The organism is Streptomyces sp. NPDC050528 (assembly GCF_044457795.1).
GTDB lineage: Bacteria > Actinomycetota > Actinomycetes > Streptomycetales > Streptomycetaceae > Streptomyces.
The window spans coordinates 1-12055 of the sequence record NZ_JBITHH010000021.1 but is presented as its reverse complement, the minus strand read 5'-3'; the positions used below and the strand labels follow the sequence as shown (position 1 = coordinate 12055).

At 67.5% G+C, this 12055-nt stretch carries 12 protein-coding genes; 7 read left to right on the top strand and 5 right to left on the bottom strand.

The window, feature by feature from the left end; genetic code table 11:
• Nucleotides 1–39: 39 nt before the first annotated feature.
• Nucleotides 40–456 (bottom strand): hypothetical protein, encoded by a 417-nt coding sequence (locus ACIBK4_RS46950; RefSeq protein ID WP_399005723.1) that lies wholly within the window; start codon nucleotides 454–456, stop codon nucleotides 40–42.
• Between the two features lie 168 nt (nucleotides 457–624).
• Here ACIBK4_RS46950 and ACIBK4_RS46945 point away from each other — a divergent pair, with 168 nt between their 5' ends.
• Nucleotides 625–2124 (top strand): glycosyltransferase family 87 protein, encoded by a 1500-nt coding sequence (locus ACIBK4_RS46945; RefSeq protein WP_399005721.1) that lies wholly within the window; start codon nucleotides 625–627, stop codon nucleotides 2122–2124.
• 115 nt (nucleotides 2125–2239) lie between these two features.
• On the opposite strand, the gene ACIBK4_RS46940 is transcribed toward ACIBK4_RS46945, so the two are convergent.
• The 3 genes from ACIBK4_RS46940 to ACIBK4_RS46930 form a co-directional block, all read right to left on the bottom strand.
• Nucleotides 2240–3271, bottom strand: coding sequence for an alanine racemase (locus tag ACIBK4_RS46940; RefSeq protein WP_399005719.1), 1032 nt, complete (start codon nucleotides 3269–3271; stop codon nucleotides 2240–2242).
• Between the two features lie 83 nt (nucleotides 3272–3354).
• A complete protein-coding gene (gene femX, locus ACIBK4_RS46935; protein WP_399005717.1) occupies nucleotides 3355–4476 on the bottom strand; it encodes a peptidoglycan bridge formation glycyltransferase FemX in 1122 nt (373 codons plus the stop codon).
• Between the two features lie 179 nt (nucleotides 4477–4655).
• Entirely contained in the window at nucleotides 4656–4970 is a 315-nt protein-coding gene (locus ACIBK4_RS46930; protein ID WP_399005715.1) for a hypothetical protein, read from the bottom strand.
• 276 nt (nucleotides 4971–5246) lie between these two features.
• Here ACIBK4_RS46930 and rpsF point away from each other — a divergent pair, with 276 nt between their 5' ends.
• The 4 genes from rpsF (at nucleotide 5247) to rplI (ending at nucleotide 6985) form a co-directional block, all read left to right on the top strand.
• Nucleotides 5247–5537: a 30S ribosomal protein S6 gene (gene rpsF, locus ACIBK4_RS46925; protein ID WP_006604399.1), complete on the top strand. Its 291-nt coding sequence runs from the start codon at nucleotides 5247–5249 to the stop codon at nucleotides 5535–5537.
• Nucleotides 5538–5614: 77 nt separating this feature from the next.
• Nucleotides 5615–6226 carry a single-stranded DNA-binding protein gene (locus ACIBK4_RS46920; RefSeq protein WP_399005713.1) on the top strand — a complete coding sequence of 204 codons (612 nt, stop codon included), beginning with the start codon at nucleotides 5615–5617 and terminating at the stop codon, nucleotides 6224–6226.
• A 57-nt stretch (nucleotides 6227–6283) separates the two neighbouring features.
• Nucleotides 6284–6520 carry a 30S ribosomal protein S18 gene (gene rpsR, locus ACIBK4_RS46915; RefSeq protein ID WP_006381652.1) on the top strand — a complete coding sequence of 79 codons (237 nt, stop codon included), beginning with the start codon at nucleotides 6284–6286 and terminating at the stop codon, nucleotides 6518–6520.
• 18 nt (nucleotides 6521–6538) lie between these two features.
• Nucleotides 6539–6985: a 50S ribosomal protein L9 gene (rplI, locus tag ACIBK4_RS46910; RefSeq protein ID WP_019055128.1), complete on the top strand. Its 447-nt coding sequence runs from the start codon at nucleotides 6539–6541 to the stop codon at nucleotides 6983–6985.
• A 186-nt stretch (nucleotides 6986–7171) separates the two neighbouring features.
• Here the strand turns inward: rplI and ACIBK4_RS46905 are convergent, their stop codons facing one another.
• Entirely contained in the window at nucleotides 7172–8509 is a 1338-nt protein-coding gene (locus tag ACIBK4_RS46905; RefSeq protein ID WP_399005710.1) for an MATE family efflux transporter, read from the bottom strand.
• A gap of 459 nt (nucleotides 8510–8968) precedes the next feature.
• Between ACIBK4_RS46905 and dnaB the strand changes: the two genes are divergently transcribed.
• The gene (dnaB, locus tag ACIBK4_RS46900; RefSeq protein WP_366437491.1) at nucleotides 8969–10447 is read left to right on the top strand and encodes a replicative DNA helicase; all 1479 of its coding nucleotides are present in this window, start codon (nucleotides 8969–8971) and stop codon (nucleotides 10445–10447) included.
• 85 nt (nucleotides 10448–10532) lie between these two features.
• The gene (locus ACIBK4_RS46895) at nucleotides 10533–11918 is read left to right on the top strand and encodes a serine hydrolase domain-containing protein (RefSeq protein WP_399005708.1); all 1386 of its coding nucleotides are present in this window, start codon (nucleotides 10533–10535) and stop codon (nucleotides 11916–11918) included.
• Nucleotides 11919–12055: the final 137 nt, after the last annotated feature.

Here is a 12055-nt window from a genome sequence, read left to right as displayed (position 1 = left end):
TATCGGACTTCGCGGGGCGACTGTCTGGCCGGAGCCTTGCTAATCGGAAACCCATTGCGTGCAGTAGTATTTCAGATCGTCACCCTCGAAGGTCCCCACCTGAAGACCGACATCGAAGATGGTGCCACCAGTGGGCACGTAGGAGTTGAACTCCACGGTGCTGCCGGCACCGTTGTAGTTGGCGTGCCACGGGTAATAGCCCACGGAATCCGTGTACTGCACCAGCAGCCGGATTGACGCGTGGTGGCCGTCGGTGAGGGTGTCCCGCACGGTGAGGGTGAGATTGGGAATGCTTCTGTCGTTGTAGTCCCACCCGGTAGTGATGACCGAGCCGCTGGAGCCAGTGGCGGAACATTCGGCGGTGTGCACCGTGACCGCTTGCGAAGGACTGGCTGCGAAACCCACGAACAGTGCGGAAGCAACGCCGACCAGGCCGAATCTTGCGAGTTTCTTCATTCATCCCCCAGTTGTTGAGTGAATTCTCTCCGCGTCGTGATCGTAGTTATGGTGGACTGAGCCCTGCAAGATTAATAATCTTCGTAATTGGGGTGTATCAATTCAAAACAATACGCAAACTGTCACGACGGCCTGTCGCTCTCAGGTGCGTACGGCAGGATGTCCCCCATGCCCAGCGGAGAACTGACGCCCACGAGCGTGCACGAGCCGGATCCCGTACGGCCGACCAAGGACGACCAGGTCGCCGCCGCCGGGAGTGAACTGATCGGTGGCCCCATCGGCCGACGCGCTCTCCTGGGGACGTCCTGGTGGACTCCCGTACGGGTCGTCGCGCTGGTGGCGATCGGCATGTTCGCCCTCGGCCTGGTCCAGAAGGCGCCCTGCTACAACAGCGGTTGGTTCTTCGGGGCCAGTTCGCAGTACACGCACGCGTGCTACTCGGACATCCCGCACCTCTACCAGGGACGCGGTTTCGCCGACGGGCTCGTGCCGTACTTCGACAAGCTCCCCGGAGACATGCAGTACCTCGAATACCCGGTGCTGACCGGTGTGTTCATGGAGGTGGCCGCCTGGCTCACGCCGGGCAGCGGCAGCATCCAGCACCAGGAACAGTGGTACTGGATGGTCAACGCCGGGATGCTGATGGTCTGCGCGGCCGTCATCGTCGTCTGCGTCAGCCGCACGCACGCCCGCCGCCCCTGGGACGGCCTGCTGGTCGCCCTGGCGCCCGCTTTCGCGCTGACCGCCACCATCAACTGGGACCTCCTGGCGGTCGCTCTGACGGCCGCGGCGATGCTGATGTGGTCGAGGGGCCGTTCCCTCGCGTTCGGCGTCCTGTTGGGCCTTGCAACGGCCGCGAAGCTGTATCCCGTCTTCCTGCTCGGCCCGCTGTTCCTGCTGTGCTGGCGCGCGGGCAAGTGGCGGGACTTCGGGAAGGCGCTGGGCGGTACCGCCGTCGCGTGGGTGGCGGTGAACCTGCCGGTGATGCTCTTCGCCTTCGACGGCTGGTCGAAGTTCTACACGTTCAGCCAGGAACGGGGCGTCGACTTCGGGTCGTTCTGGCTGATCCTGGCCCAGAAGTCCACCGATCCGCTGAGCACCGACACCGTCAACACGTTCGCCACGCTGCTGATGCTCCTGTGCTGCGGAGGCATCGCCGCGCTCACGATGACGGCCCCGCGCCGGCCGCGCTTCGCCCAGCTGGCCTTCCTGATCGTCGCGGCGTTCATCGTCACCAACAAGGTCTACTCGCCGCAGTACGTCCTGTGGCTGGTCCCGCTGGCCGTGCTGGCCCGGCCGAAGTGGCGGGACTTCCTGATCTGGCAGGCGTGCGAGGTGGCGTACTTCCTGGGGATCTGGATGTACCTCGCGTACACGACCAGCGGAGACGCCCACAAGGGCCTGCCGACCGAGGGCTACCAACTGGTCATCGGGCTGCACATCCTGGGCACGCTCTACCTGTGCGCCGTCATCGTGCGCGACATCCTCATGCCGGAGCGGGACGTGGTGCGCCTGGCGGGCGACGACGACCCCTCGGGCGGGGTGCTCGACAGGGCGGAGGACGTGTTCGTGTTCGGGGCGGCGGCCCGTCCCGGGCGGCACGCGGCCCCCTTCGACGGACCGCAGGTGGAGTGGGGCGGAGAGGGACCGGCCGACCGTTCGCTCTGAGCGAACAGCCCCCTACAGGGCATCGATCGACCACGCGAAAGGCCGTACACGGAAGGGTCCGTGTACGGCCTTTCTGCTGGTCCAGAGGTGCTCGGTTCCGCTGCTCCGGAGGTGCTCAGCGATCCACGATGCGGTCGAACTGCGTGGTGGTGTGCCGCAGATGGGCCACCAACTCCTCGCCGACCTTCGGCTCGGCCGCCTCCACCGGCACGAACAGGATCGACACCTGCATGTGCGGCGGCTCGGCGAACCAGCGCTGCTTGCCGTCCCAGACGAACGGAGAAAGGTTCCGGTTCACCGTGGCGAGGCCGGCGCGGGCGACGCCCTTGGCGCGCGGCATGACGCCGTGCAGCGCCTTGGGGGCCTCCAGACCCACCCCGTGCGAGGTACCGCCCGCCACGACCACCAAATAGCCGTCCGAGGCCGCCTTCTGCTGCCGGTAGCCGAAACGGTCGCCCTTGGAGACCCGGGTGACGTCCAGGACCGCCCCGCGGTACTCGGTGGCCTCGTGGTCCCCCAGCCACAGCCGGGTGCCGATCCGCGCGCGGAAGCGCGTCTGCGGGAACTGCTGCTGCAGCCGGGCGAGGTCCTCGGCCTTGAGGTGGCTGACGAACATCGTGTGCAACGGCAGCCGGGCGGCCCGCAGCCGGTCCATCCAGCCGATGACCTCCTCGACGGCGTCCGAGCCGTCGGTGCGGTCCAGCGGGAGGTGGATGGCGAAGCCCTCCAGGCGCACGTTCTCTATGGCCGAGTGCAGCTGCGGGAGTTCCTGCTCGCTGACGCCGTGACGCTTCATCGAGGACATCACCTCGATGACCACACGGGCGCCCACGAGGCCGTACACGCCGTCGATGGACGACACCGAGCGGATGACCCGGTCCGGCAGCGGCACGGGCTCCTCGCCGCGGCGGTACGGCGTCAGCACCAGCAGGTCACCGCCGAACCAGTCCTTGATCCGGGCGGCCTCGTACGTCGTGCCGACGGCGAGGACGTCCGCGCCCAGGCGCGTCGCCTCCTCCGCCAGCCGCTCGTGCCCGAAGCCGTAGCCGTTGCCCTTGCAGACCGGGACGAGCCCGGGGAACTGCTCGGCGACGTGCTTGTGATGCGCCCGCCAGCGCGCGGTGTCGACGGAGAGCGTGAGCGCCATGGCCGGACCTGGAACCTTTCGGGTGGCTGCGGTGTACCAGAAGTATGAGAGCTGTCGACGTTATCGAAGCGAGGACCGTGAGGTCAGCGGCGCGACATGTAGATGTCGAGCGCCTTGTGGAGCAGCTTGTTGAGCGGGAAGTCCCACTCGCCGAGGTACTCGGCGGCCTGCCCGCCGGTGCCCACCTTGAACTGGATCAGACCGAAGAGGTGATCGGTCTCGTCCAGCGAGTCGGAGATGCCGCGCAGGTCGTAGACGGTGGCGCCGAGTGCGTAGGCGTCGCGCAGCATCCGCCACTGCATCGCGTTCGAGGGCCGGACCTCACGCCCGATGTTGTCGGAGGCGCCGTAGGAGTACCAGACGTGCCCGCCGACCACCAGCATCGTCGCCGCCGACAGGTTCACCCCGTTGTGCCGGGCGAAGTACAGCCGCATCCGGTTGGGGTCCTCGGTGTTGAGAGCCGTCCACATGCGCTGGAAGTACGACAGCGGGCGGGGCCGGAAGTGGTCGCGCACCGCCGTGATCTCGTACAGCCGCTGCCATTCCTCAAGGTCGTGGTAGCCGCCCTGGACGACCTCGACACCGGCCTTCTCGGCCTTCTTGATGTTGCGGCGCCACAGCTGGTTGAAGTTCTTGTGGACTTCTTCGAGGGAGCGGTTGGCCAGCGGCACCTGGTAGACGTAGCGCGGCTGGACGTCGCCGAAGCCGGCGCCGCCGTCCTCACCCTGCTGCCAGCCCATACGGCGCAGCTTGTCGGCCACCTCGAAGGCGCGCGGTTCGATGAAGTCGGCCTCGATGTCCCGCAGTCGCTTCACGTCCGGGTTCTGGATGCCGGCCTTGATGGAGGTGGCCTCCCAGCGCCGGATGATGACCGGCGGGCCCATCTTCACCGAGAAGGCGCCCTGGTGCTTGAGGTGGGCCAGCATCGGCTGGAGCCAGTCGTCCAGATTCGGCGCGAACCAGTTGATGACCGGGCCCTCGGGCAGATACGCCAAGTAGCGCTTGATCTTGGGGAGTTGGCGGTAGAGGACCAGCCCCGCGCCGACCAGCTCGCCGGTCTTCTCGTCGATCCAGCCGAGGCTCTCGGAGCGCCACTCCGCCTTCACGTCAGCCCAGGCCGGGACCTGCATGTGGCTCGCCGAGGGCAGGCTCTGGATGAATGCCAGATGCTGCTCACGGCTGATGGTCCTCAGGGTCAGGCTCATTCGGGGCGCTCCTCGGGCTGGGGTGTCCCCATGGGTACAGGGGCTCCGGCTCTCGCGCCGAAGCCTACTGCGCCTTACGAGCGCCCCGACTGGGCGTATGCAACCTTCCCCTCGGCCTGTGGGCCGCCGAGGCGTTCCGTGGTGTTTTACGCGGTGTTCGGACTGCGGCGTCCGCGCCGTCAGCTGATGACGCCGCCGAACAGTCCGCCGTGCGCCATGCCGAGGAAGAATCCGACACCCGCGGCACCGAGACCCAGGATCAGGCCGAAGCGCTCCCTCGTCGTCTCGGAGATCCACTGCCCGTAGGCGCCGATGAGGATCCCCAGCAGGCCGGTCCAGGAGCTGAGCAGATGCAGGCTGTGGAAGAAGCCCGTGATGAACGCGGTCAGTCCGAGCACCAGGGTCAGCGCGAGCAGCGTGTCCTGGAGCGGATGGGGCTTGCCGTCTGTGGCGAAGAGAGAACCGGCGGTGTTGGGTCGCAATGCCTGTGCCATGTGGCACCTCCTGCGGAAGGCGGCGCATCGTCGCGCCGGACGCACCCGATGTGTACAGATTGACGCTCTCCGCCACCGGATTTCAACCGGAAGCCGGGGTGCGGGTACTCTGTATCCTCTGCACTGGTGTCTGCCCATGTCACGACTCGGAATCCCTGCGAAGGGCACCCGATGTCAGTGGCGGCTGTTTTACTGGCACACACTGTTGCTTACGCATCACAACCCTCCTGCCACGGATCGACCGTGGCCGCTGAGTCCAAAGGAGGTGGGTTCCACATGCGTCACTACGAGGTGATGGTCATCCTCGACCCCGATCTGGAGGAGCGCGCTGTCTCCCCCCTGATCGAGAACTTCCTCTCCGTCGTCCGTGAGGGCAACGGAAAGGTCGAGAAGGTCGACACCTGGGGCCGTCGTCGTCTCTCGTACGAGATCAAGAAGAAGCCCGAGGGCATCTACTCGGTCATCGACCTGCAGGCCGAGCCTGCGGTCGTCAAGGAGCTCGACCGCCAGATGAACCTGAACGAGTCGGTCCTCCGGACCAAGGTCCTCCGCCCCGAGACCCACTGAGCATCTAGCTCAGCTGATCTCGGGATTCGAGTAGCAGCACCAAGCAGCCAGCAGCAAACCCGCCGAGAGGTTCCCCCATGGCAGGCGAGACCGTCATCACGGTCGTCGGCAATCTTGTCGACGACCCCGAGCTGCGCTTCACCCCGTCCGGTGCGGCGGTCGCGAAGTTCCGTGTCGCGTCCACTCCCCGCACCTTCGACCGTCAGACGAACGAGTGGAAGGACGGCGAAAGCCTCTTCCTCACCTGCTCGGTCTGGCGTCAGGCGGCGGAGAACGTCGCCGAATCGCTTCAGCGAGGCATGCGCGTCATCGTGCAGGGCCGGTTGAAGCAGCGGTCCTACGAGGACCGTGAGGGCGTAAAGCGCACGGTCTACGAACTGGACGTCGAGGAAGTCGGCGCCAGCCTGCGCAGTGCCACGGCCAAGGTCACCAAGACCGCCGGTGGTGCTCGCGGTGGCCAGGGCGGCGGTTTCGGCGGTGGCGGCGGCGGTGGCCAGGGTGGCGGCGGCTGGGGTGGAAACTCCGGCGGCGGTCAGCCGGCCGGCGGCGCTCCCGCCGACGACCCGTGGGCGACCGGCGCTCCTGCCGGTGGCAACCAGGGCGGCGGCGGTGGCGGCGGCTGGGGTGGAAACTCCAGCGGCGCCAGCGGTGGCGGCGGAGGCGGCTACTCGGACGAGCCCCCCTTCTAGGCCCTTGGGCCAAGGGTGGGCCGTACCCACACTTCTTGATCACACAGGAGATACACCATGGCGAAGCCGCCTGTGCGCAAGCCGAAGAAGAAGGTCTGCGCATTCTGCAAGGACAAGGTCCAGTACGTGGACTACAAGGACACGAACATGCTGCGGAAGTTCATTTCCGACCGCGGCAAGATCCGTGCCCGCCGCGTCACCGGCAACTGCACGCAGCACCAGCGTGACGTCGCCACGGCTGTGAAGAACAGCCGTGAGATGGCGCTGCTGCCCTACACCTCCACCGCGCGATAAGGGAAGGGTGACCGACCAATGAAGATCATCCTCACCCACGAGGTCTCCGGCCTCGGTGCCGCGGGCGACGTCGTCGACGTCAAGGACGGTTACGCTCGCAACTACCTGATCCCGCGGAAGTTCGCTATCCGCTGGACCAAGGGTGGCGAGAAGGACGTCGAGCAGATCCGTCGTGCTCGCAAGATCCACGAGATCCAGACCATCGAGCAGGCCAACTCCGTGAAGGCCCAGCTCGAAGGTGTCAAGGTCCGTCTGGCCGTCCGCTCCGGCGACGCCGGTCGTCTCTTCGGTTCCGTCACTCCGGCCGACATCGCTTCGGCGATCAAGGCTTCCGGTGGCCCCGAGGTCGACAAGCGTCGTATCGAGCTGACGTCCCCGATCAAGACCCTGGGCGCCCACGAGACGTCCGTGCGTCTGCACCCCGAGGTTGCCGCCAAGGTCAACATCGAGGTCATCGCGGCCTGACCGCTGCGCTCGGCATAGCTGAGAGAAGGGCCGTACCCGTTGGGGTGCGGCCCTTCTGCTGTGTTCGGGGCGGTCTGCTGTGCTCGGGATGGCGAGACATGGCCCGTGTGGTGCATTCGGGACGGCGCTACGGCACGTCATGTTTCACGTGAAACATGACGTGCCGCGGTGTTTCACGTGAAACGGTCAGCGGGTCGCGCCTGTGACAACCCAGCGGCCCGAGCGGGCGCGCAGCAGGAGCGTCAGCATCCGCACCGTCATCATCAGAGTCATCGCTCCCCAGAGGGCAGTCAGTCCGCCGCCGAGGGTCGGTACAAGCAGGGCCGCTGGTGCGAAGACCGCCAGGGTCACCAACATCGCCCCTGCGAGATACGGCCCGTCTCCCGCGCCCATCAGTACCCCGTCCAGGACGAAGACGACCCCGCAGATCGGTTGGGACAGCGCCACCATGATCAAGGCGGGCAGGGCGGTGTCCTTGACGGTGGAGTCACTGGTGAACAAAGGGAGGAAGAGCGGGCGGGAGAGGATCACCAAGAGGCCGAGCACCACTCCGACGGCGATGCCCCACTGCACCATGCGACGGCAGGCGGCTCGGGCGCCGTGGGGATCGTCCGCGCCGAGGTAGCGGCCGATGATGGCCTGGCCCGCGATCGCGATGGCGTCGAGTGCGAACGCCAGCAGAGACCACAGGGACAGGATGATCTGGTGCGCGGCGATGTCGGCGTCCCCGAGGCGGGCCGCGACAGCGGTGGCGATCAGGAGGATCGCCCTCAGGGAGAGCGTGCGCACTAGGAGAGGTGCGCCGGCCTGGGCCGAGGCTCTGATCCCTGCCACGTCAGGACTGAGGGAGGCGCCGTGTCGGCGGGCTCCGCGGACGACCACGACGAGATACACGGCAGCCATGCCCCACTGGGCGATGACGGTGCCCCAGGCGGAGCCGGCGATACCGAGGTCGGCGCCGTAGACCAGGCCGACGTTGAGGACGCCGTTGGCGATGAAGCCCGAGATGGCGACGTACAGCGGTGTCTTGGTGTTCTGCAGTCCGCGGAGGACTCCGGTGGCGGCGAGGACGATCAGCATGGCCGGGATGCCGATGGAGGAGATCCGGAGGTACGTCGTTGCGTAGGGGGCGGCGGTGTCCGAGGCGCCGAAGAGGTCGACGAGGGCGGGTGCCGAGGGGAGGACGACGGCTATGACGGTGGCGCCGATCAGCAGGGCGAGCCAGATGCCGTCCATGCCCTGGCGGATGGCGGCCTGGAGATCACCCGCGCCGACGCGTCGGGCGACGGCCGCCGTGGTGGCGTAGGCGAGGAAGACGAAGACGCTCACGGCTGTCGTCAGGAGGGCGGATGCCACGCCGAGTCCGGCGAGTTGTGCGGTGCCGAGATGGCCGACGATCGCGCTGTCGGCCATGACGAAAAGGGGCTCGGCGACGAGTGCGCCGAAGGCCGGGACGGCCAGCATGACGATCTCTCGGTCGTGCTGTCGTCGGGTGGCCCTGGTGGCCGCGGGAGCCTGTGTCATGAGCACTAATCTAATCGTCCACAGGTAAGAGATGCAATTGCTGTGTGACCCTTACCTCTGATCTCGCCTCGTGTCCTCTCGCGCACTGTTCGAAGCGATCTTGGTCCGATGCGGAAAGTTTTTCTTCTGCACAGCCGGTGGACGGGAAAGATGCAGGTCAGATCGGTTACGGCGAAAGTGGCGAGGGCTTGTTCACAGGGCTGTCCACCGGGTCGTGCACAGGTTTTGGCAGGTTCTCCACAGCATCCGGGCCGTCGTCCACATGGCCTGTGGATAACCAGATTGGCTGACGGTGCCCGCGGGCCTACGGTGGACCGGCGCCCGCTCCGTCCGTCGGCCCGAGAACCATCACAAAACCGACGCGCCCGTACCGGAGTTGGGCGCTTCATTTGTCAGTGCCGTGCCGTAGAAATAAGGGGCACGGCGAGGTCCGCTCGGCGGACGGGAGGAGGTGGCTCGGTGAGTATTTCCGAGCCCTTGGACGACCCGTGGGCCGACAGCGGTCCCAGTGATCGTCTGCCCGCTTCCCGGCGGCGCGGTGAAGGAGGCCGGGGCCGCGACGAACAGCACGACCGCGGCCGGGAGGGCGGCGAGTGGGAGGGCGCGGGGTCGGCCTTCGAACGGGTGCCGCCGCAAGACCTCGATGCCGAGCAGTCCGTGCTCGGCGGCATGCTTCTGTCCAAGGACGCCATCGCCGACGTCGTCGAGGTCCTCAAGGGCCACGACTTCTACAAGCCCGCGCACGAGACGATCTACCAGGCCATCCTCGACGTCTACGCCAAGGGCGAACCGGCCGACCCGATCACCATCGCCGCCGAACTCACCAAGCGCGGTGAGATCAACAAGGTCGGCGGCGCATCGTATCTGCACACGCTCGTTCAGACCGTGCCCACGGCGGCGAACGCGGAGTACTACGCGGAGATCGTCCACGAGCGCGCCGTGCTGCGCCGACTGGTCGAGGCCGGCACCCGCATCACCCAGATGGGATACGCGGCCGACGACGACGTCGACGAGATCGTCAACCGGGCCCAGGCCGAGATCTACGCGGTCACCGAGCAGCGGACCAGCGAGGACTACCTTCCGCTCGGCGACATCATGGAGGGCGCGCTCGACGAGATCGAGGCGATCGGCTCACGCAGCGGCGAGATGACCGGCGTGCCCACCGGGTTCACGGACCTCGACTCGCTCACCAACGGTCTGCACCCGGGCCAGATGATCGTCATCGCCGCCCGTCCCGCCATGGGTAAGTCCACCCTCGCGCTCGACTTCGCTCGCGCGGCGTCGATCAAGAACAACCTCCCGAGCGTCATCTTTTCCCTCGAAATGGGACGCAACGAGATCGCGATGCGTCTGCTGTCCGCCGAGGCGCGGGTCGCCCTGCACCACATGCGCTCCGGCACCATGACCGACGAGGACTGGACCCGCCTGGCGCGACGGATGCCCGAGGTGTCGTCCGCGCCGCTGTACATCGACGACTCCCCGAACCTGTCGATGATGGAGATCCGCGCGAAGTGCCGCCGGCTCAAGCAGCGCAGCGACATCAAGCTCGTGATCATCGACTATCTGCAGCTGATGCAGGCCGGTGGCTCCAAGCGCCAAGAGAGCCGTCAGCAGGAAGTCTCGGACATGTCCCGAAACCTCAAGCTCCTGGCGAAGGAGCTGGAGGTCCCGGTGATCGCGCTCTCGCAGCTGAACCGTGGTCCCGAGCAGCGCACGGACAAGAAGCCGATGGTGTCCGACCTGCGTGAGTCCGGCTCCATCGAGCAGGACGCCGACATGGTGATCCTGCTGCACCGCGAGGACGCGTACGAGAAGGAGTCCCCACGCGCGGGCGAGGCGGACATCATCGTGGGCAAGCACCGTAACGGCCCGACGGCGACGATCACCGTCGCCTTCCAGGGCCACTACTCGCGCTTCGTGGACATGGCACAGACGTGATCGCGTGACTGTAGGCGGCCGACCCAGGGCCGTGTCCCGAGAAATGTGCTCGACGTACCGCCGTCCCGCCGGATGGACTGGGGGCATGACGACATCTCAGGACGACTTGCTTCCCGGTACCCGCCGGGCGTTGTTGCATCGGATCGCCGTGGCGCAGGCCGAGGGGCGGGCGCCGTCGTTGGTCGCCGCCGTGGTGCGGGGCGGCCGGGCGGTGTGGTACGGTGCGCGGACCTCGGTGGACGGGCACGGGCCGGACGAGAACGTGCAGTACAGGATCGGCTCGATCACCAAGACGTTCACCGCCGTGCTGGTACTGCGGCTGCGCGACGAAGGCGTCCTCGACCTCGGTGACCCGCTGGAGAAGCATCTGCCCGGCACTGGTGCGGGGGAGGCGACCATCGCCCAACTGCTCGCGCACACAAGCGGGTTGGCGGCCGAATCACCCGCACCTTGGTGGGAGAGGACGCCGGGTTCCCTGCGTCCGGAGCTCCGCGATGTGCTGGGTGAACAGCCGCTGCTGCATCCGGTCGGCCGCCGGTTCCACTATTCGAACCCCGGCTACACGCTGTTGGGCGCGCTCGTAGAGGAACTGCGCGGTGCCCCGTGGGAGGACGTACTCCGGCGGGAAGTGCTCGAACCTCTGGGCCTGGACCGTACGAGTGCTCAGCCGCAGGCGCCGCACGCGGGTGGCTGGGCGGTGCATCCCTGGGCCGACGCATTGCTGCCGGAACCCGTCGAGGACCTGGGCCGGATGGCGCCAGCCGGTCAACTCTGGTCCACTACAGGCGACTTGGCGCGATTCGCCGTGTTTCTGGCACACGGAGACGACCGCGTACTGAGCGCGGACTCCGTGCGGGAGATGCGGACCCCGGCGGCACCGGCGGAGACCGCCGACGTCATGGACGGTTCCACATACGGTCTCGGTCTGCAGATCCAACGTCGCGACGGCCGGCTGCTCATCGGCCACGGCGGATCGCTGCCCGGCTTCCTGGCGAGCCTCACCATCAGCCTCGCGGACGACGTCTCGGCGGTGGTACTCGCCAACTGCACCTCCGGGCCGCCACTGGCATCGGTGGCCGTCGATCTCGTTCGGATCGTCGCCGAGGCCGAACCGAGGATCCCCGAGCCATGGCGCCCGATGCCCGAAGTCGACGCCGAGGCGCTGGAGTTGGCGGGCCAGTGGTACTGGGGCACACACGGCTTCGCCCTACGGCTGACCGCTGACGGCGGGGCCTCGCTGGCGCCGCTGACCGGCGGCGGCCGCCGCTCACGGTTCCGGGCCAACGGCGACGGCACCTGGACCGGGCTGGAGGGCTACTACGCCGGAGAGCTCCTGCGGCCCGTACGGCGCCCGGACGGGTCCCTGAGTCACCTGGACCTCGGATCGTTCGTCTTCACGCGTCAGCCGTACGACGAGAGCGCTTCTGTGCCGGGTGGGGTGGACCCGGAGGGGTGGCGGGGGATCCGCTAGCTGTAGCAGTCGGGGGGGGGGGGGGGGGGGGGGGGGGGCCCCCCCCCCCCCCCCCGGGGGGGGGGGGGCGGGGGGGGGGGGGGGGGGGGTGGGTGAAGGTGTGACGGGGCCCCCCCGCCCCCCGCCCCCCCGCTGTT